This is a genomic window from Halohasta litorea, from assembly GCF_024494645.1.
GTDB classification, from domain to species: domain Archaea; phylum Halobacteriota; class Halobacteria; order Halobacteriales; family Haloferacaceae; genus Halohasta; species Halohasta litorea.
This window is the reverse complement of record NZ_JANHDJ010000001.1, coordinates 249,344-269,212: the sequence shown is the minus strand read 5'-3', so window position 1 is coordinate 269,212 and position 19,869 is coordinate 249,344. Positions and strand designations below refer to the sequence as shown.

Annotated in this window: 21 protein-coding genes; 10 read left to right on the top strand and 11 right to left on the bottom strand. The window is 63.5% G+C overall.

All coding sequences use genetic code 11. The annotated features are described in order from the left end of the window. Nucleotides 1-3: 3 nt before the first annotated feature. A complete protein-coding gene (locus NO877_RS01455) occupies nucleotides 4-1,305 on the bottom strand; it encodes a DUF7405 family protein (RefSeq protein ID WP_256394517.1) in 1,302 nt (433 codons plus the stop codon). Nucleotides 1,306-1,418: 113 nt separating this feature from the next. Between NO877_RS01455 and NO877_RS01450 the strand changes: the two genes are divergently transcribed. The 3 genes from NO877_RS01450 to NO877_RS01440 all read left to right on the top strand — a co-directional run bounded on the left by NO877_RS01450 (nucleotide 1,419) and on the right by NO877_RS01440 (nucleotide 4,101). After that, on the top strand, nucleotides 1,419-1,688 hold the full coding sequence (locus NO877_RS01450) for a hypothetical protein (protein ID WP_256394516.1): 270 nt from the start codon (nucleotides 1,419-1,421) through the stop codon (nucleotides 1,686-1,688). An 87-nt stretch (nucleotides 1,689-1,775) separates the two neighbouring features. Next, on the top strand, nucleotides 1,776-2,843 hold the full coding sequence (locus tag NO877_RS01445; protein WP_256394515.1) for a DUF7350 domain-containing protein: 1,068 nt from the start codon (nucleotides 1,776-1,778) through the stop codon (nucleotides 2,841-2,843). Between the two features lie 7 nt (nucleotides 2,844-2,850). After that, nucleotides 2,851-4,101, top strand: coding sequence for an MFS transporter (locus NO877_RS01440; protein ID WP_321169419.1), 1,251 nt, complete (start codon nucleotides 2,851-2,853; stop codon nucleotides 4,099-4,101). Nucleotides 4,102-4,122: 21 nt separating this feature from the next. Here the strand turns inward: NO877_RS01440 and msrA are convergent, their stop codons facing one another. Genes msrA through NO877_RS01420 form a run of 4 tightly spaced genes read right to left on the bottom strand, consistent with a single transcriptional unit; the run spans nucleotide 4,123 to nucleotide 7,345 of the window. Continuing rightward, nucleotides 4,123-4,671, bottom strand: a complete 549-nt coding sequence (gene msrA / locus NO877_RS01435) for a peptide-methionine (S)-S-oxide reductase MsrA (RefSeq protein ID WP_256394514.1) — start codon at nucleotides 4,669-4,671, stop codon at nucleotides 4,123-4,125. 46 nt (nucleotides 4,672-4,717) lie between these two features. Then, nucleotides 4,718-6,181, bottom strand: coding sequence for a small ribosomal subunit Rsm22 family protein (locus tag NO877_RS01430; protein ID WP_256394513.1), 1,464 nt, complete (start codon nucleotides 6,179-6,181; stop codon nucleotides 4,718-4,720). After that, nucleotides 6,178-6,936, bottom strand: a complete 759-nt coding sequence (locus NO877_RS01425) for a prephenate dehydrogenase/arogenate dehydrogenase family protein (protein WP_256394512.1) — start codon at nucleotides 6,934-6,936, stop codon at nucleotides 6,178-6,180. Before NO877_RS01425 ends, NO877_RS01430 begins: the two co-directional genes overlap by 4 nt. Nucleotides 6,937-6,982: 46 nt before the next feature. Continuing rightward, on the bottom strand, nucleotides 6,983-7,345 hold the full coding sequence (locus tag NO877_RS01420) for a hypothetical protein (protein WP_256394511.1): 363 nt from the start codon (nucleotides 7,343-7,345) through the stop codon (nucleotides 6,983-6,985). A gap of 172 nt (nucleotides 7,346-7,517) precedes the next feature. Between NO877_RS01420 and NO877_RS01415 the strand changes: the two genes are divergently transcribed. Continuing rightward, nucleotides 7,518-8,558: a LolA family protein gene (locus NO877_RS01415; protein ID WP_256394510.1), complete on the top strand. Its 1,041-nt coding sequence runs from the start codon at nucleotides 7,518-7,520 to the stop codon at nucleotides 8,556-8,558. 24 nt (nucleotides 8,559-8,582) lie between these two features. Here the strand turns inward: NO877_RS01415 and lpdA are convergent, their stop codons facing one another. Both lpdA and NO877_RS01405 read right to left on the bottom strand, forming a co-directional pair. Next, nucleotides 8,583-9,980, bottom strand: coding sequence for a dihydrolipoyl dehydrogenase (lpdA, locus tag NO877_RS01410; RefSeq protein ID WP_256394509.1), 1,398 nt, complete (start codon nucleotides 9,978-9,980; stop codon nucleotides 8,583-8,585). Nucleotides 9,981-10,092: 112 nt separating this feature from the next. Further along, nucleotides 10,093-10,380 (bottom strand): hypothetical protein, encoded by a 288-nt coding sequence (locus NO877_RS01405; protein ID WP_256394508.1) that lies wholly within the window; start codon nucleotides 10,378-10,380, stop codon nucleotides 10,093-10,095. A gap of 135 nt (nucleotides 10,381-10,515) precedes the next feature. Between NO877_RS01405 and NO877_RS01400 the strand changes: the two genes are divergently transcribed. Beyond that, nucleotides 10,516-10,986 carry a carotenoid biosynthesis protein gene (locus NO877_RS01400; protein ID WP_256394507.1) on the top strand — a complete coding sequence of 157 codons (471 nt, stop codon included), beginning with the start codon at nucleotides 10,516-10,518 and terminating at the stop codon, nucleotides 10,984-10,986. A 185-nt stretch (nucleotides 10,987-11,171) separates the two neighbouring features. Here the strand turns inward: NO877_RS01400 and NO877_RS01395 are convergent, their stop codons facing one another. Further along, a complete protein-coding gene (locus tag NO877_RS01395; protein WP_256394506.1) occupies nucleotides 11,172-11,627 on the bottom strand; it encodes a hypothetical protein in 456 nt (151 codons plus the stop codon). Nucleotides 11,628-12,187: 560 nt separating this feature from the next. After that, the gene (locus tag NO877_RS01390; protein ID WP_256394505.1) at nucleotides 12,188-12,655 is read right to left on the bottom strand and encodes a hypothetical protein; all 468 of its coding nucleotides are present in this window, start codon (nucleotides 12,653-12,655) and stop codon (nucleotides 12,188-12,190) included. Between the two features lie 203 nt (nucleotides 12,656-12,858). Between NO877_RS01390 and thrS the strand changes: the two genes are divergently transcribed. Then, complete coding sequence (gene thrS, locus NO877_RS01385; RefSeq protein WP_256394504.1) at nucleotides 12,859-14,790, top strand: threonine--tRNA ligase; 1,932 nt, start codon at nucleotides 12,859-12,861, stop codon at nucleotides 14,788-14,790. Nucleotides 14,791-14,872: 82 nt separating this feature from the next. Here the strand turns inward: thrS and NO877_RS19705 are convergent, their stop codons facing one another. Continuing rightward, a complete protein-coding gene (locus NO877_RS19705; protein WP_303646864.1) occupies nucleotides 14,873-14,974 on the bottom strand; it encodes a C2H2-type zinc finger protein in 102 nt (33 codons plus the stop codon). Nucleotides 14,975-15,123: 149 nt separating this feature from the next. Between NO877_RS19705 and NO877_RS01380 the strand changes: the two genes are divergently transcribed. Genes NO877_RS01380 through NO877_RS01365 form a run of 4 tightly spaced genes read left to right on the top strand, consistent with a single transcriptional unit; the run spans nucleotide 15,124 to nucleotide 18,435 of the window. Beyond that, nucleotides 15,124-15,573 carry a pyridoxamine 5'-phosphate oxidase family protein gene (locus NO877_RS01380; protein WP_256394503.1) on the top strand — a complete coding sequence of 150 codons (450 nt, stop codon included), beginning with the start codon at nucleotides 15,124-15,126 and terminating at the stop codon, nucleotides 15,571-15,573. 44 nt (nucleotides 15,574-15,617) lie between these two features. Then, a complete protein-coding gene (locus NO877_RS01375) occupies nucleotides 15,618-16,649 on the top strand; it encodes a M48 family metallopeptidase (protein ID WP_256394502.1) in 1,032 nt (343 codons plus the stop codon). 41 nt (nucleotides 16,650-16,690) lie between these two features. After that, the gene (locus tag NO877_RS01370) at nucleotides 16,691-17,671 is read left to right on the top strand and encodes an alcohol dehydrogenase catalytic domain-containing protein (protein WP_256394501.1); all 981 of its coding nucleotides are present in this window, start codon (nucleotides 16,691-16,693) and stop codon (nucleotides 17,669-17,671) included. Nucleotides 17,672-17,730: 59 nt separating this feature from the next. Continuing rightward, a complete protein-coding gene (locus tag NO877_RS01365; protein ID WP_256394500.1) occupies nucleotides 17,731-18,435 on the top strand; it encodes an SDR family oxidoreductase in 705 nt (234 codons plus the stop codon). Between the two features lie 12 nt (nucleotides 18,436-18,447). On the opposite strand, the gene NO877_RS01360 is transcribed toward NO877_RS01365, so the two are convergent. Continuing rightward, nucleotides 18,448-19,773, bottom strand: coding sequence for a sodium-dependent transporter (locus NO877_RS01360; RefSeq protein WP_256394499.1), 1,326 nt, complete (start codon nucleotides 19,771-19,773; stop codon nucleotides 18,448-18,450). Nucleotides 19,774-19,869 lie beyond the last annotated feature (96 nt).

The following is a 19,869-nucleotide window of genomic DNA, read 5'->3' as shown; positions in this document are numbered from 1 at the left end:
CGTCTATGGCGATCCGGTCGGTGTCGGAAACGCCCGCACCGACCGCGGCGGCACGAGGAAGTTCCCCCGATTCTCCACGAAAATGTAGCGGAAGATCCCGTTTTTGACCCGTGGGTCGATCTCGGGGTGGTCGCCGACGAGATCCGTCCCGTTCATCGCCTCCTGGACGGCCTCGAACTCCCCGATGCCTTGCTGATAGGAGGGGAACTGCAGGCTGGCGTTGTCGTTGTCGGTCGACTCGACGTGGCGGCGCAGTGTCCGGACGTTCCCTTCGCTGTCCCGATTGGCTCGGGCTGCCTTTTCGGCGTGGCCAACCAGGCCGAACTCGCTGGCTGTCTCGTCGATCCGCTCGTAGATTTCTTCAGTGATGCCGCTGTCGTCACCGAGATTGGTGCCGACGCCCTCGACAGCTCCGTCCTCGGCGAGTCGGGGGCTGAACAGCTTGCTCACCATCTCGTCGTGGCTGTTTTCGGCGTACCACTTGTCGAGCTGCTGGCGGATCCGGGCGACGTGTTTGGTCGTCCCACCAGTAAAGGGGCCCTCCTGGATCGTGACGTACGCCTCGGTGGCCTGATTGGCGGCGAACCCGGCCTTGAACCCCATAAAGAGGGGCGACTCCTCGGGGACGGGACCGTCTTCGGGAATTCCACCGATCCCCTGATTCGCTGCCGGGAGCCCCGGTCCGATGAATCCGGTTCGGCGGTCGTCGACCGCGAACACGTCGCCGAGCCGCCCCGCGACCTCGATGCCGTTGAGCGTCTCGCCCGTTCCAAGGAGGGTCTCCTCGATCCGCATGAGCGCGTCCGAGCGGTCCGAGGCGAGATGCAGTAGGGCATCCTGGTCGTCGAGGGTGGGCGTGTCGACCGGCGTGAGTCGAGTGGGCGGCGGGAGATCGATGGAATCGGGCAGCGGCGCCTCGAAGCGGTCGAAGTAGCGCGGCGAGTAGCCGAGATCGAACACGACGCCCCGGTTGCTCCACTCGAAGGCGCGTTCGATGGTTCGGAGAGCGGCTTCCAGCGTGTCGCGGTCAGTGGCGGTCGGAATCCCGTCGCTCGCCTCACCGTCGTACCGTACATACAAAAAGAGGTGATGCTCGGGGAGGACGACGTTGCCGCCGTCGTCGCGGTCGAGACTGTCGTTCCAGGCGAACTGCCGGTCGGGGAGGGTGGTCGGATCGTCGACGCCTTGCGGGATCGGCTCGTCGCCGAACCGGTCGAGACAGGCCGACAGCGCGCTCGCGCCGCCGACCGCCAGGGCCGCTTTCAAAAACCGTCGACGCGAGGCGTTCGGTCCCGGGAGCTCCATGGGCGCCGTAGGCGGTCAGCGTCCAAATGGATTCTGATCAACCGATCCGAACCGGTCGGCGTTCCACACGGATATACCGGATCAGCTACTACGCTTCACTGTCCGAAGAGACGATGAGTAATAGACAGTCGCTTGAAATTATCGGAGTGGCCGGTGTCTATCTGTTCGTGTTCACTACCGGTTTCGGCCCGGCCATCGAATCGATTACCGGCTTCGAAACGGTATCGCCCGGCGTTGGTGTCGGCGCTGCAGAGCGGTTCTGGGAGCTGGTTTCACACCCACAGGGCTGGCTCCTCGCTTTCGGCTACGTCCCGGTGCATTTCGCCTACCTGTTCGTCCGGGCTCGGCTCGCCGGGGAGTCGGTCGATGACTACTGGGAGTAGCAGCAGGGGAACAGATCGAGGCTGCCATCGGTCGGGGTTCGACTGTCGAACCAGAATCCGTATGAGGTCGAAGTACTTAGGACGAATATGGATAGACGACGGTTTCTCGCAGCGACGGCCGCGGGACTCACAGCGACGGCCGCGGGCTGTGTCGAGGCCTTCGAGTCGGCCGCCGAGACGACCTACGGCCGGGAGCCACCGCTGGTCGACCCGCGACCCGAGCGGATCTACTGGCCGACCCACACCGAGCAGATGCAGATGGCCGGGATGGCCACGACCAGCGACGGGCGGCGCGTCAGTCTGATGTATACATTCCCCCACCGCTTTTGGCGCGTTTTCCGGGGCGACGACGGCGGCTACGAGTCCCGAATCTTCGAGGTCAACGCCGACGACGCGGTCCACCTGATGGCCAACGTTTGGGACGCCGACACTGGGGTCGTCCTCCCGGTTTCGAGCGTCGACATCGCCGTCACGGGCGGCGACGACGTCGACGAACGCGAGACGATCTACCCGATGCTCTCCCAGCGGATGGGGTTCCACTACGGCGACAACTACCACCTCGACGGCGACGGCGGCTACACGGCCGCAGTGACTGTCGGCAGTGTCACCGCCGACCGGTTCGGCGACTTCGAGAATCGACTCGACGCACCCGAGACGGTCGAGATCGACTTCGAGTACAGCGAGGCGGGCCGGAACGACCTCGACTTTACGGAGTACGACCAGGCGGGCGACGAGGGCGCGGTCGAGCCGATGGCGATGGATGGGATGCCGACGGGCACCGCCCGCGAACTGGGCGGGACGGCGATGGGTGAGGGGACCGCCGACGACATCCGCTACCGGGCGAGCCTGCTTTCGGCCGACCGCTTCGGTACCGATCCGTATCTCGCTGTGACGGCGGCGACCCGCTACAACGAGTTCGTTGTCCCGGATATGGGCCTCGATGTGACCCTCGATGACGCCAGCGGCGAGACAGTGCTGGCGGACTCGCTGGCTCCTGGACTCGATCCGGAACTCGGCTTCCACTACGGCGTCAGCGCGCCCGGCGTGACCGGCGAGGAATCGGTGACAGTCGAGGTGACGACCCCGCCGCAGGTCGCCCGCCACGAGGGCTACGAGACGGCCTTTTTCAAGACCCCGACCCATACACTCTCGTAGAAGCGAGATGGACGGGCCAGCGATCGGTCGACTGCGGACGCGCCTCGGCAGCCCCCGGCTCCGGCTGGGAGTCGTCGTCTGGGCCGTGCTGGTCTCGCAGGTACTGCTGTATCCTGGACTCGATGGGCTGATCGTCGCCCTCGGCGCGCCGGGCGAAATTCGGGCGGGGATGTGGTTCCTCGTCGCCGAGTTCGGAGCCTTCGTCGCGTTTGCTGTGGTCTGGGGCGCGGCCAGCGACGCGCTGGGGCGACGCACCCCCCTCGTGGTCGCCGGAGCCATCGGCGGCGCGGCCAGTTACCTCCTGTTGGCGTCGCTGCCTACACTCGGCGTCGGCTTTCGGGGCGCGCTCCTCGTTCGGCTGCTCGGCGGCGCGTTCACCATCGGAGCCTTCTCGCTGGGAATCACGATGCTGATGGATCTCTCGGGCGGCAACGGTCGGAATATGGGTGCGGCGGGGATCGCGATCGGACTCGGGGCGGCCATCGGCTCGGTCACCGGAGGCCAGCTCTCGGCGATCGATCCCGTGGGGCCGGTGTACGCCGGAGCGGCCGTACTGGCGGCGGCGGGCCTGCTGGCGGCGACCGTCTCCGATACCATCGCAGAGGCCGACGACGCGGCACCGCAGCCAGCAGCCGACCGCCGCGACCTCGGGGCCGCCATCGAGACGCTTCGGTCGACCCCGTCTCTCGGCGTCCCATTCGCATTCGGATTTATCGACCGGCTGACGGCGGGGTTCTTCTCGCTCGTTGGCGTGTTCTACTTCGGCGACGTGTTCGACCTCGATGCGGCGGGAGTCGGGATCGCGCTGGCGCTGTTCTTCTTCCCGTTTGCCCTCCTGCAGTATCCCCTTGGATCGCTGTCGGACCGGATCGGCCGCTTTCTCCCGGTCGTCGCCGGGTCGATCGGTTACGGCCTGACGATCATCGCGGTTGGACTGGCCACAACGGTCGAGCTCGCGATGGGACTGATGGTGCTTGTCGGCGTGGCCGGGGCGTTCGTCGCTCCGGCGACGATGGCGCTCGTGACCGATCTGGTCGACCCCGGCGAACGCGGGGTGGCGATGGGCGGCTTCAACGTCTTCGGCAGCCTCGGCTTTTTAAGTGGGTTCCTGATCGGCGGCGTCGTAGGCTCCTCAACCGACTATCTGACGGCATTTCTCGTGGTCGGCGGGCTGGAAATCGCGATCGCCGTCATCGCGCTGCCAGCCGTCCGGCGGCTGGCTACGGCGGGCCAGCAGTCGGTGTCGACGGCCGACTAACGGCGAGCAGCAAGGACGGGGTCAGTGAACGGGCTGTTCTTTGAGTCGATCCGCGAACTGCTCGCGGACCTTGTCGAGTTTCGGCGGGATGTGGAACGAGCAGTAGCCTTGGTTCGGGTTCTTTTCGTAGTAATCCTGATGTTTGGGTTCGGCCTCGTAAAACGTATCGAGCGGTTCGACCTCGGTGACGATCTCGTCGTCGTAGACGCCTTCCGCCTCCAGTTCTTCGATGAACGCCTCGGCCTGCTCGCGTTGGTCGTCGCTGTGGGTGAGGATGATCGACCGGTACTGGGTGCCGACATCCGGCCCCTGGCGGTTGAGTTGGGTCGGATCGTGGACCGTAAAGAGGACCTCCAGGAGGTCGGCGTACTCGATTACCTCCGGTTCGTACTCGATCTGGACGACCTCGGCGTGACCCGTGTTGCCGGAACACACCGCCCGATAGCTCGGGTCGGCGGTGTCGCCGCCAGCATAGCCCGACGTGACCTCGTGGACGCCTGCCAGCTCTTTAAACGGGGCCTCGATACACCAGAAACAGCCGCCGCCGAAGGTCGCTTTTGCTGTGGACATAGGTTATATACGGCCTCGACGGGCTAAGAAGCTACGGACGACCGAGTCAGTAGCCCGACACCGCGTCGACGACCGTCTCCGCGTCGACGACCAGATTGTAGGCTTCCTCGTCGTCGTTCCAGAGGGCCAAGACGTTCTCGAACTCCAGGACCGCCCCGTAGGAGGCCGCCTGCAGATCCCGGTTGAGCCCGGACTCGTTGGTGAGGACGGCGTAGTGGTCGACCTGCTGGCTGCCGTCGCCGACCAGAAACAGGGGGTTGCCGCCGTCGCTGAGGTTGTGGCTGAGTTTCACGGCGAGAAGGTTGATCCGCTCGGTGACGTGCTCCTCCATCGTCGACAGCGGCGCGTGTCGTTTGCGGCTGGCCCGGAACGGGTAGCGACGCTCGCCGTCGGTCCGCAGCAGACTGTAGGCGAACTGGACGTCGACATTTATAAATGCATCCTGGGCCGTCTCGCCGTCGTCGGCTGACTGGCCCTCTTCGAGTCGGTGCTGAAACGGCGGCACTGCGATGTCCTCGCGCACGTCGAACGACCAGCCCCGGTCGTCCGGTGCCTTGCCCTCCCAGAGCCGGAGCGTCGGCGCGTAGATCGTCACGTCGCTGTCGGGCGGCGCGACCGCGCGCTCGATTTCGCGGAGCCCGGTCGCTGTTTCGAGATCCGCCGGTTCGAGCGCCAGCACGGTCCCGTCGTCGGCCAGCAGGTCGAGGGAGGCCTCGACGACGGCCGCGGGATCGTCGAGTTCGCTGAGGACGTTGCCGAAACAGATCAGGTCGAAGGACTCGGTCGGTGAATCGTCGAGATACGCCTCGATGGTCGAGCGGTGGATCGTCGACCGGAAGTTGCGCGCCGTTTCGCCGAGCATCGATTCGAGCACGTCGGCCGACGCGCTCGGCTCGACGGCGTGGTAGTCGACCAGCGCCGCCTCGGGATCGAGTGCCGTCTCGTCGCCCTCAGCGGTTTTAAACAAATAGTCGTGCAGCCCGAGGGCGGGACCGCCCGAGCCAGCGCCGACATCCAGGACGCGGAGGGTGCGGTCGAGCAGACCGCGCTCGGTGAGCGTCTCTAGGACGTAGCCAACTGCGGCGTAGTAGTCCGGCAGGTGGTAGATCGCGTAGCCGAGGGCGGCGGTCTCGTCGTACTCGACGTCGGCTCCGGCGAAGTAGTCTTCTTTTAACCCCGTGATGCGCTCTCGAAGCGTCGCCCCCGATTCGCCGCGGTGCCAGTTCGCGCCGTAGCGTTCGACTAACTGGTCTTCGAGGGCGAAACCGTAGGATTCGGGAAACGCCTCGGGGGCCCACTGGCGGTAGTCGACCGGCTCGTCGTCGATCGGCACGAAGGTACCGTCCTCACGCTCGACGAGTCCGAGATCGAAGGCCTCCTCGCGGAGGGTCTGTTTGACGACTGCAGGGTGGGGCTGGCCGTCGATATATTCGCAGATCTCCTCGGGGTCGATCGGCCGGACCGACTGGAGGTACTTCGCGTTGTCCCGGACCGACTGGCGGTCGATCACTGGTGGCGCTCCCGGCCGTCGACGCTCAGACCGTCTTTGGCCGATTGATACAGTTCGGCGAACGCTTCGTCGTCAGCGTCGGCGATCTCTCGGGCTGCTTTGGCGACCGCTTCCGCGCCGTCGAAGGTCGACTGGATCTCCGCGTAGACGCCGGGGTCGCCCTCGGTGACGGTCGTCGCCACCGCTTCGAGCTGGGCGGAGACGGGAGTCGCGAACTCCTCGCGGACCGAGTCGGCCGCCAGCGCGTAGGCCAAGACGGCGGTGTGGGCGCTGGCCTGCACCGTTTCCATCGCCGCGTCGTGTTCCTCGGGGGTCGTCTCGAAGACCGTGTTTCCGGCCTCAGCCATGTCGTCGCGGACAGCCTGCAGGCAGGGACCGTCCTCGGCGGTGACGACCGCGACGTTGCCGGGGACCCGCGGCGGGGCAAAGAGGGGGTGGAAACTTGCCCGTTCGAGGTCGGGGGCGTGGGATTCCATCGCGGCGAGCGGGTCGGCCATCACGCCCGAGACGTCGAAGACCGCCTCGGTGGCGAGCGGCGCATACTGGTCGACCGCGTCGTCGACCACTGACATCGGGACGGCGAGACAGACGACATCGAAGGCTTCGTCAGTGGTTGTTGGGACCCGGCGAGCCTGCCGGGCGGCGGCGGCATCGGCGGCGACGTCGGAGTCGGCATCGGTGAAGGCGACGTCCGCGTCGACGGTGTCGGCGACCCACCGACCCATCTCCCCGGCACCGACGACGAGTAGCTTCATACCTCGCCTTTCGGTCGGCGTCTCAAAAGGAGTTCGATGAGTTCGGTCACTCGATGGCGTCGAACCGGAGCGACTCGTTCGGCACGGTCTCGCCGTCGTGGTCGATGATCGTCTCGAAGGTCAGCCGGATCGATGACAGGTCGACCGGTTCGGTAAACCGGATCTCGAACAGCGGCGTCGGCTCCTGGATGTGGCGGGCCTCCCCGGTCATGTCGACGGCTCGCGCGCGGACGAACCGGCTGCCGACGCCGCCCTCGATGATCTCGAAAAAGCGTTCCAGCGCGCCCGGCTCGACGGACTCGATCTCGCCCTCGTCGCAGGCCACGCGGGCGGTGTACTTCTGGACGCCCTCGGGGGCGGCATCGACGACGACACAGACCGCCTGCGTCCGCTCGGCTTCAGGTGTCATACCGACACCTCGTGTGCTGGCTTCCTGTTGCTTTCGACTTCGGTGACGAGCCCGCGGCTGACCGACCACGGGAAACGGTTCTGGGAGACGGGAGACGGTTCTGGCAGCAATCGAGAACGCCGCGTGTCAAGCCGGAGAAACGTACTTACGCGGCAAGCCCGAACAGTCGACAATGCGACTATCCGGCTCCAGTCGACAGGCGGTACTGCTGATAGCAGTCGTCGGAATCGGGCTGGTAGCTGCCGGTGCGGCGACCGGGCTGCCGGGCGTGGCCCAGATGGACCAGCCCTCCGGCGACGAGATCCTCGACGACGTCGAACAGCGGTACGACGACGCCGAAACGCTGACCGGGACCGCCGAGGTCACGGTGAACAACGACAGCGAGACAAAAGCGGCGACCGTCGACTTCGCGTTTGCGGAGCCCGACCAGTTCCGGTTCGTCATTGAAACCGAGGACACAACCTCGGAGGTCGGCTCGAACGGCTCGGTCGTCTGGGCCGTCGGCGAGGAGGAATCGTTCGCTCGTGAGATCCCGGCCGACGGGGAGTACGACGACCACGAGCAGCCGGGCGATTTTGTGCCGAGTGAAGACGTCGACGCCGAGTTGGTCGACACGACCGAACTCGACGGCGAGGAAGCCTACGTCGTCGAGTTGACGCCGACCGACGACGCCGACGAGACGTACGAAGACGTCGAGTCGACGGTCTGGGTCGCTCAGGACGACTCACGGGTGTTGCAGGTCGAGACCACCGACGGGGACAAAGAGACACGGATCGAGGTAACTGACCAACAGTTCGACGTGTCCATCCACGACAGCACCTTCGAGCCGCCCGAGGATCGGGTCGAGGTGACGATGACTGACACCTACGACAGCTTCGACGATCTCGAAGCCTCGACCGATCTCGACGTGCCGGAGTACGATGACGGCGAGTTCGAAGAGGCAACCGAGTTTAGTTCCGCCGACGGGCAGGCCGTGATCCAGCAGTACACGACCGACGACGGTGAAGTACAGCTCATCACCGCGACCGGCGCGGAAGACCGGCTCGGCGACGTTGAGGACGGGGAGAGCGTGACCGTCGACGATGAGGACGCGACCGCTGTCGAACGCGACGACCGCAGCGTCGTCTTCTGGACCGACGACGAGGTGACGACCGGTGTCGTTGTCGACGGGAGTGTCGACGACGCAATCGAGGTCGCCGAAGAGATCCGATAACGAAAACAAGCTCCCTTTTACTAGTTAGTGCGTGTGAATTGCCTCGTTTTTTGCATCTTCAGCAGCCTCGACAAGGTTTTCGGGGAACGTCGGATGGGCGTGGAGCGTGTTGGCGATATCGTTCAGTGAGGCGTCCATCTCTAAGGCCAGCGTCGCCTCGGCGATCGTATCCGAGGCTCGGGGACCGACGATCCGCACGCCAAGTAGCTGCTCGTTAGCGTCGGCGATCACCTTGAGATAGCCCTCGGTTTTGTCCATCGTCAGCGCCCGCCCCGAGGCGGTCATCGGCACCCGACCGACCAGCACGTCGTCGTACTGCTCGGTGGCCTCGGCCTCCGAGAGCCCGACGGTAGCGACTTCTGGGTCGGTGTACATCACTGTCGGCATGTACTCGGTGTCGACAGCGGCGTCTTCGCCAGCAGCCACCGCGGCGGCGACCTTCCCCTCGTGGGAGGCGACGTGGGCCAGATATGGCGGCCCGGCGGCGTCGCCGACCGCGAGGATGTTGTCGGCGGTCGTTTGGCACTGGTCGTCGACCGCGATGAAGCCCTTTTCAGTGAGGTCGACATCCGTGGCATCCAACTGCAGTTGGTCATAGGCCGAGTTGGGTTCGCGTCCAGCGGCGACGACGATGTAGTCGCCCGACAGCCGGAGTTCGTCGCCGTTTTTCTCGGCGAGCAGCTCGGGGGTACCATCCTCGTCGTACTCGACGCCCTGAGCCAGTGTCGACGTGTAGATATCGTCGCTGTACATCTCGCTGGTCTCCTGGATCGAGTCGACGATCTCCGGCTCGAACTCCGAGAGCACCCGGTCCAGCGCCTCGACGATCTTCACGCGTGCGCCGAATTTGGAGAACTTGGTCACCGCCTCCATCCCGATGTAGCCGCCACCGACGACGACGATTTCGTCGGGGACCTCATCGACCTGCAGGATCTCCCGCGAGGAGATGACGCGGTCCTGGCTGTATTCGAGGCCGGGGATCTCGATGGGCTGGGAGCCGGTGGCGATGATCGCGTTGTCGAAGTCGATGGTCCGGTCGACCTCGCCGTCGACGTGGATAGTGGTGGCGTCCTCGAACCGGGCGGTTCCGGTTATAAACTCGACGCCGTAGTGCTCCAGACTGTCGAGGACCTGCCCGTCGAGTTTGTTGATGACATCGTCTTTCCACTCCTGGATGGCCCCGTAGTCGACGTCGACCGGTCCGGTCTCGATGCCGAGGGCGTTCCAGTGGTCGATATCCCGCTGGAACCCCGCCGCGTGGATCAACGCCTTGGCGGGGATACAGCCGTGGTTGAGACAGACGCCGCCGACCGTTTCGCGCTCGACCAGCACGACGTTGAGGCCCTTCTGTGCGCCGCGGATCGCGGCGGTGTAGCCGCCGGGACCGGCTCCGATGACCGCGAGGTCCGTGTCTCTGGACATATTGGCACGTGGTAGCGTGTCGTGATAACGGTTCTTCAGGTTCGTCCGAGTGGTTCGGTCGACGGTGAGGCGGCGCGGTGGTCGAGGACCGTCGAGCCGCCACGCCGACCGCCTACAGCCACTCACGGAGCGGCGGGACGAGATCCAGCGTCGCGGCCCCGAGGTAGAGCCCGAAGGCCAGGAAGACGATCCCGTAGCCGAGGTTGAGCGTCAACCCCGCCTCGGCGGCCGAGACCAGCATCGCGCCACCGAGCCACAGGAAAAACGCCGCGATGGCGAGCAACAGGAGCGTGCCTAGCACGCCGAGAATCGCGTCCTCGACCGCCGACCGGACGACCCGGTAGAGCGCCTGCTCGTCGAACCCCGTGTCGTCGGTCGACTCGGTCGGCGGCGTGGCCATACTGAATCCCACCGTGAGCGGTTTTAAAACGGTACTGGTGGCTTCAATGGGTGTTGTACGGTGGTCGACCGAGACGTGAAGACGTCGATTGTGAGAACCAGTAAGGCTTTTTGACAGATGTAGGAACGTAGTAGTATGACAAGCGGTCGGATGTTTGCAGCCACCACCGTCGGAGTGGGAGTCGTGGCACTCGCCCATGCGATACTCACGTGGCCACTCTACGCAACGATCGCGTTGTTCGGCGGCGGTGCGCTCATCGCGTTCGTCGCCGAGGCGATCGTCATCGATCTGGGCTGGCTCGAACACCATATCGGGCCGAAGGTGGTCGGCGTGCCGCCCTACCTCCTGTTCGGCTGGACTGGGGTGATTTATATCGCGTTCCGTGCGGCCCTCCTCGTGACCGATGGCTGGGTGGCCGTCGCACTGACCGGTGTGCTCGCCACGACTTACGACGTGCTGACTGACCACCACGGTGTCGACGACGGTCACTGGACGTACGTCGACAGCCTCCCAGGCCCCCGCTATCGTGGGGTGCCATGGTGGAACTACCTCGGCTGGCTCGGCATCAGTTCCCTCACGGCAGCGATTGCCCTCCCGTTTGTGTAACTGCTCTCGGTCGGTCATACCTCCCGGAGAGAGTATGAACTGTGTCGGTGGTATTTGCGCTGAAGACTTGGAACCTCCACCCAGGGCCAGTGCATCAGCCGCCGTCGATGGACGACATCACGCCGACGCTGTCAGCTACCCCCACCCCACTTTTCACGAGTGTTTCTCTGGTTCTGTGCTTGTTGTCAGGGATTGGTTCGTGAGCTGTGGGAGTGGGTCGACAGCAACGTTAAACACTCAGAAAGCCCCGACTGGCTCCGGTCGAGGGCCTCGCTGCGCGCTTCGTCGCTCACTCCGTTCGCTCCTGTAGTGCTTGCGTCGGCCGTCTTCCCGGACCCAGTCGCCCCTTTCATCCTCCCCGCAAGCCGGTGGACCAGCTGCCAGCGGTGGGAGGGACTGAAAGGGGCGACGCGCTCGACGAACCCCGACGAAGTAAGCACCGCAGGCCGGAGGCCGAGGAGCGCAACGAGTCGCGGGAGTCGAGCGCGTCGGGGCTTTCTGGTTCTCCAAAACAGTACTACCCAGTGGGAGATTTCGGTTGGACCGACGCTGCGTGGATCACCGCCGTTGACGGACGACAACCAGTCGATTGCGCGCTCGGTGCCGAAGCGACGACGCAGGCGAGTTCCAGGCGTCGACACACCGGTCTGCTGATGGCGCGGCTGTGGCCAGAAGTACGCGACTGTCAGTCACTAGAATTGAGTTCGATAGGGACTATATTGTGTCCATCGCATATTGCACTATCACATAGTTTGTTTTTGGTTTGTGGTGTGATTTCGTTGATAAAAGCGACAACAGGCGCATTCATAGCTAAGCGTTCAATCACAAATTCACACAACGACCAAAATTCCGATTTAAAATAAATGGGAGAGTTATACTATATCTGCCTAATTATCTTCTTTATTGCCACTGCCGTCAGTTACTGCTCTATAATTAGACTCCTGTCGAACTTCAGTTCGAATAATTCGGAGCAGTGGGACGTATCCTTCACGCACAGATGTGCGTTCACGGTACGCAATGATTGAGCCAGGACACCAATGTGTATCGTACGACAGTGTGAGTTTGCCGAGGTATGCAGGTGATTCCACGTCAATTATAACCCCTGACTCTCCAGAATATTCCACTTTTCCGGCAACATCATCGTATCCGTGGCGGTAGGCAAGCAACAGATTAACCTTGTCGCCTTTGTGAATATTAAGGATCATTCGTTAATATTCGGCTCTCCAAGTTCCTCCAACTTTTTCTCCCCATATTCACTGACACGGTATGCATACGAACCGTTTCCATCACGTTCTCTTTCAGCTAGTTTGCGTTCCCAAAGCTGTGTGAGTGCCGGAAACACACTACTTTCAGACACACCGGTAACAGTATTGAGAACCTTCTTGCCGGGAACGTATTCGTCAGGTCCACCAATTGATTGCAATGTTTGTAATACGGCATGGTGTGATGTGTTTGGCCGAATACTCCCTTTTACTCTATTTTTCTTTTTATCAGATTTATCTCCCATATTGACCTCATTTTTTTGTTTATCTTCCTTTTGACTATTGCTTTTTTTGTGTATTTTTATCTCAATGGCTTCGACATTTTCACTGTCGTAACCCTTGAGCAGATGACTGGCGTTCTTGATTGGATTGGTTCCACTGATCTCAATGACCTCTTTTTGTCTCATACATACCGTTTGTTACTTGACCCATATAAAGTTTGGCCAATTATAGGCTAGTTTGCCCACTTTGAGACACCCTACACTAGACTGGTTGCGACAATAATCACTCACATTGGGTTAGCTAGCACAAAATGATAGAATCAGGTTCATCCTTCCATCCACAACCGCATCCAACAACACTTATCCCCGCCTGTCGACTTCCGAAATTCATGAGCGAAATCGCTGTAATCCTCCCGGACGGCACGGAACTGGCCGTTCCGGAGGATGCGACGCTACAGGACGTGGCCTACGAGATCGGACCGGGACTCGGCGACGACACCGTCGCCGGCAAGATCGAGGGCGAACTCGTCGACAAGGAAACCCCGGTCTCGGAGGGCGACCGCATCGAGATCGTCACCGACCAGAGCGACGAGTACCTCGACGTGCTCCGCCACTCGGCAGCCCACGTCTTCGCCCAAGCCCTGCTGCGACTCCACGACGACGCCAAACTCACCATCGGCCCGTGGACCGACGAGGGCTTTTATTACGACATCACGGGCGTCGATCTCGACGAGGACGACCTCCAGGACATTGAAAACGAAATGCAGGAGATCGTCGACGAGGATTACGACATTGAGCGCACGACCTACAGCCGCGACGAGGCCGTCGCCAAATACGAAGGCGAGAATCCCTACAAGCTCGACATCCTGGACCGCGAGGCCGCCGACGCCGACGAGATCTCCTTCTACGAGCAGGCCGAGTTCGAGGACCTCTGCCGTGGCCCCCACGTCGAGTCGACGGGCCAGATCGGCGCGTTCAAACTCCTCAACATCTCGTCGTCCTACTGGCGCGGCGACGAAGAAAACGACACCCTCACGCGCGTCCACGGGACGGCCTTCGAAAAGGAGTCCCAGTTAGAGGAGTTCCTGGATATGCGCGAGGAGGCCAAAGAGCGCGACCACCGTAAACTCGGCCAGGAACTCGACCTCTTTTCGATCCCCACCGTCACGGGCCCCGGCCTGCCGCTCTACCACCCCAACGGGAAGGCGATCCTGCGGGAGCTCGAATCCTTCGGCGAGGCGATGAACGACGAGTACGGCTACGACTACGTCGAGACGCCCCACCTCTTCAGGACGGAGCTCTGGAAGCAGTCGGGCCACTACGACAACTACGTCGACGACATGTTCCTCCTCGACGTCAATGACGAGGAGTACGGCCTCAAGCCGATGAACTGCCCGGGCCACGCGACGATCTTCAACGAGCGCTCCTGGAGCTACCGCGATCTCCCGGTGCGCTACGCCGAAAACGGGAAGGTCTACCGCAAGGAGCAGCGCGGCGAACTCTCGGGGCTCTCGCGGGTCTGGGCCTTTACCATTGACGACGGCCACATCTTCGCGCGTCCCGAGCAGATCGAGTCGGAGGTCGACGACATCATGGACATGATTTATGAGGTCCTGGAGACCTTCGATCTGGACTACGAGGTCCAACTCGCCACCCGCCCCGAGAAGTCGGTCGGCAGCGACGAGATCTGGGAAAAAGCAGAAAGTCAACTCGAATCGGTCCTCGAAAACTCGAAGATGGACTACGATCTGGAAGCCGGTGACGGCGCGTTCTACGGCCCGAAGATCGACTTCGCCTTTAGCGACGCGCTGGGCCGCAAGTGGGACGGCCCGACGGTCCAACTCGACTTCAATATGCCCGAGCGGTTCGACCTCACCTACACCGGCGCGGACAACGAGGACCATCGGCCGGTGATGATCCACCGCGCGCTCTACGGGAGCTTCGAGCGGTTCTTCATGGTGCTCATCGAGCACTTCAACGGCAAATTCCCCTTATGGCTCGCCCCCGAGCAGGTCCGCATCCTCCCGATCAGCGACGACGAGCTCGGCTACGCCCACCGCCTGAAAAACGACCTGGAGGACAACGACTTCCGCGTCGACATCGAGGATCGCTCCTGGACCCTCGGCCGCAAGATCCGCGAAGCTCAGACCGACCGCGTGCCCTATATGGTGATCGTCGGCGGCGACGAGGTCGAAGACGGCACGATTTCGGTTCGGGATCGCAAAGAGCGCGAAGCCCAGGACGTAGCGCCCGGCGAGTTCGTCGATCACCTCATCGACGAACGCGCAGACAAGCGCGAAGAGCCGGACTTCCTCGCGTAACGACAGCGGGACCGTCACCCGTTCGCAGAGTCATCGACGCAGTGAAGACGACAACAGGTCCGAAAAGCCCGTTCGACAGTGGTTACAGCTCTTTGGTGTGGGCCGCTTTGGCGTGTTTTTTGAGCTCCGCTTTGGTGTCGAACGACTGGCCACACAGATCACACTCGTATTCGTCTGTTTTCATGACTATGGGTGTCGGTCCGTGTGACCAAAACGCTTCACAGTGTCCCGAATACGGGAACTGCCATCCGGAATCTGATTTCTCGACAAGCCGATTTTCTGTCGTTCCGACGGCTGTGAGCGATTTTGTACGAGGCGGGCACATAGTCGACCATGCAGGGGCTTCGCTGGGTCCAACTGAGCGACGCGGAGCGCGACGAGTTTCTCGGCGACGGCGGCACCGGCGTGCTGTCGTTCGCCACCACAGGCGACGAGCCACCGGTGTCGATCCCCGTCTCCTACGGCTACTTCGCCGACGCCGACACCATCTACTTTCGGCTGTCGGTTCCCGACGACAGCCGCAAGAAATCCCTCGTCGACAACCCCATCTCCTTCGTGGTCCACCGCGAGACCGAGGCGGGCTGGCGGAGCGTTGTCGCCACCGGTCGCCTCGAAGCAGTCGACGACGCTCCCTACGAGTCGGCCGCCCTCCAAGGGCTGTGGGCCGTCGACATTCCCACCGTGGACGTGTTCGAACGCCCGCCCTCGGAGATTCCCTACCGGACCTACCGGCTGCGACCCGACGACCTCACGGGCCGCAAGGAAGTCGACAGCAAACCCTGACCCGGAGTAATCCCTATCAGTGAGCCACCACAAAGGACGGACAGATGACAGTCGGGAGCCGCGCCCGCCTCTCGCTGGGCGTTCGCATGGTGGCCGCACTTGGAGCCGTCGCACTCGTCTCGGCGTCGATCGTCCTGGTGGCCGCGGCGGTCGCAGGCGGGCTGGTCGTCGGTGGCGTGATTCTCGGAGGCTATTTCCTCTCGCTGTCGGTGCTGCCCGCCAGCAACACCGTCGTCACCGATCTCGTGGGGCAACTCTCGCCTGCGACACTTGCAGGCGGAGCCGTACTGGTCGGGCTGTGTCTGCTCCCCGCGGGCTACCTCGAACCGGTCCGCGCCGAGATCCGCGAGTTCAAAACCGAGCTGGGGACGACGGGCCAACTGGCGGTCGACCGCCACCCGAAGATCGGCGCGATGGCCGGTCGGATCGCCCAGCAGGCGGGTATCCCCGAGCCGACGGTCAGGATCGTCACCCGGATGCGCCCCGAATCCTACGCGCTGGGTAGCCGATCCGACGGCACGATCGTCCTCACGCGCGGGCTCGTCCGCGCGCTGTCGGACGACGAGATCGAGGCTGTCTTGGCCCACGAGATCAGCCATCTGGCCAACGGTGACGGGCGGCTGATGGGCCACCTGCTGATCCCGCTGTTGCTCGCCGAACACGTCGGCAGCGACGACCGACCGACGCTCCAGCCGATCCACGCCATCAACGGCGCGATCTTCGTCTACGTCGGTCGGCTCCTCAGTTGGACCGTCGTCACAGCCGTGACAACGGTGCAGTTGTGGTGTTGTCTGGGCGCGATCGCGCTGTTCTCGCGGGGACGGGAGACCGCCGCCGACCGCGGGGCGGCCGAGCTCACCGGCTCGCCGAGCAGCCTCGCCAGCGCGCTCGAAACCCTCGACGGCAACCGTGGCCGACCTACCGAGGACCTCCGTGAGTTCAAACGCTCGGCGGGCGCACTCGATATTCTGCCGCCCGCCGACGTGACCGACCTCCCGCGGCCGTTCCGGACCCATCCGCCGACCGAGCGGCGCGTCCAGCGGCTCGAAGCCCTGGTCGGCAAGATCGAAACGTAGGCTCCTGTGGCTTTTTCATCGCGCCGTCCGTCGACCGATCCATGCGCGCAGTCCGCTTTCACGACCACGGCAGTACCGATGTCCTGCAGGTAGACGAGATCGACCGGCCCGACCCCGAGGGCCACGAAGTGCTGGTCGAAGTCCATGGCGCGGGCGTCAACCCCGTCGACACCTACTTCCGGGAGGGCTCCTACGAGCCGTTCACCCTGCCGATGATCCCCGGTATCGACTTCGCGGGCGAGGTCGCCGCCGTCGGCGAGTACGTCGAGGGCTTCAGCGAGGGCGAGGCCGTCTACGGGACGGGAATCGGCAGCCAACATTACGGCGGCTACGCCGAGTACGCCGCGGTCCCGGAGGATCGACTCGTCGGCCTCCCCGAGGGCGTCGACACCGTTGCGGCGGGCGGGGCTGGCGTCGTCGCCGTCACGGCGTGGCGCGCGCTGATCGACCACGCCGAACTGCAGGTCGGCGACCGGTGTCTGATCCACGGCGGATCGGGCGGCGTCGGTCACGTCGCGGTTCAGGTGGCCGCAGCCGCTGGCGCACAGGTGATTACGACCGCCTCGCCGAAGTACCACGACCGGCTTCGGGAGTTGGGTGCGGATGTCGTCCTGGACTACCATCGGGACGATCTCGCCGACGCGGTGGTCGAGGCCGCCGAGCCGATCGCCGGGCAGGCCGACGGCGTCGACGCGATCCTGGACCACCGAATGCACGAGTACCTCCAGTTCGACGCCGACGTCGCGGCCACCGGCTGTCGCGTCGTGGGGATCGGCGAAAAAGACCAAAACGTCGGCTTCACTCAGTCGTCGGCCGCTCGCGGGAAGGACCTCAATCTGACGCTGATGAGCATGTTCAACACGCCGGATTTCCGCCCCCGGCTCTCGAAACTGGCGTCGTTGATGGCCACCGGAGAGATCGAGATACAGGTCGCCGAGACCTACGGGCTCGACGAGGCAAGCGAGGCCCAACGGGCGGTGCTCGAAGACAGCCGTCTCGGAAAGCTCGTGCTCACCCCCTAACCGGTCGACACCGCGACTCGCCCCACCGATTTATAAATCGAGCCGCCGACTGACACCATATGACAGTCGAATTTGATTTCACCGACCGTGTCGCCGTCGTCACCGGATGCTGTGGCGCGCTTGGGAGTGCCGTCGTCAACGAATTCGCCGACGCGGGCGCGACCGTCGCCGCCTGCGACATCGTCGATATCGAGAGCGACGACTCGCTGCTCGACCCCCGGGAAGGGGTTAGTTTTTATCAGGCCGACTTCACCGACGAGGCTGCGGTCGAAGAGACGATGGGACAGGTCGTCGAGGACCACGGCGGGATCGACTTCCTCTTGAATATCGCGGGGACGTGGCGCGGCGGCGACCCGGTCGAGGAAACGGATGTCGGGCAGTTCGATATGCTGTTCGACGTCAACCTCAAAACGATGTTTCTGGCCTCGAAACACGCCCTACCCGAGCTGCAGGAACGCGAGGGGGCGATCGTCAGCGTCTCGGCGCGCTCGGGACTGGAGGGCGGCGAAGGCGACGGGCTCTACCGGTCGACCAAAGCCAGCGTGAAAATCATGACCGAAACCATCGCCGAGGAGAACCTCGGAACCGTCCGCGCGAACTGCGTGCTGCCAAGTGTCCTGGACACCCCGATGAACCGCGAGATGATGACGCCGAGCGAGGAGTGGGTCGAGCCGAGCGAGGTCGCCCGCGTCATGCAGTTCCTCTGTTCGGATGCCGCCGACGTGACAAGCGGCGCGGCGGTGCCGGTCTACGGCGAAGCCTAAAAACGAGAGTGCTCAGAGCACCGCAGTGACGGCCTCGGTGGTGGCGAGGACGCCATTGTAAAGGACGTACAGCAGGAGCACGGTGATCGGGATGCGGAGCAGCCAGATCCAGACCGTCCCGAGACCCTCAAGGCCGTCGCTTCCCGTCGTGAACTCTTCGAGGGCTTCGCCCGCGAAGAACCAGCCGACGAAGATCGCAAGCAGCAGCCCGCCGCCGATGAGCAGCACCTGGTTGGCCAGCACGTCGTAGGCATTGAGGACGTTGATATCGAGTGCTGTCGGGATGCCGATGAGGAAGATGACACCCGCGATACCGACCGTGGCCGGTTTGCGCTCGAAGCCGAACGTCTCGGTGACGTAGGCGACGATTACCTCCAGGATGCTGAAGGCGCTGGTGAGCGCGGCCATAAACAGCGCGATGTAGAACACGGTCCCGACCAGCTGGCCCGCGGGGAGTTCGGCGAAGGCGGTGCCGAGGGCGACGAAGACGGTGCCCGGGCCGCCGGTGCCGGGGTCGATCCCCTCGGCGAAGAGGAACGGGAAGATCGCCAACCCAGCAAGGAGGGCGATGAAGGTGTCGACGACGAGAATGAGCAGGCTATCGTTCAGCAGGCTGCGGTCCTCACCGAGATAGGAGGCGTAGGTGATCATCACGCCCATCCCGAGCGAGAGGGTGAAGAAGGCCTGCCCGGCGGCGTCGGGAAGGAGTCCGATCGCATCACTGACGAGCGTGGCGGGGTCCGGCGAGAGGTAGAAGGCGTAGCCCGCGCCGGAGCCATCGAGGGTCGCACCGTAGACCGACAGCACGATCAACAGGACGACAACACTCGGCACCATGAATTTGGCGGCGCGTTCGAGCCCGTTCCGAATACCGAGGGCGACGATTCCGGCGACGAATCCCATAAACAGCGCATCGAAGACGACGGCGTTGGTCCCGACCGAGGCGGTCTCGAAGTAGGCCGCCGGATCGGATGTGTAGGCCCCAGTGATCGAGGCGATGATGTACTGGATCACCCAGCCCCCGACGACGCTGTAGTACGAGAGGATGACAAAGCCCGCCAGCGCGCCGATCCCGCCGACGATCTTCCAGTTCGACCGGCCGAGTTCGTCGAACGCGCCGACGACGTTGCGTTTGGTCCGGCGGCCGATGACGAACTCCGCCAGAATGAGCGGCAGCCCGACACTGACGATCAAAATCAGATAGGCGATCAGAAACGCCGCACCGCCGGATTCGGCCGTCAGAAACGGGAACCGCCAGATGTTCCCGAGGCCGACTGCGCTCCCGGTCGCTACAAGAATGAAGCCGATGCGTGTCGCCCACGTTTCACGGACACTCATACCGACCGACTGGTTTTCAGTTATATAAACGTATTTGATATCGGATACAAGTTCAGCCGTGAAACAATGTCGACACTGAGAAGTATAGAGAATTGA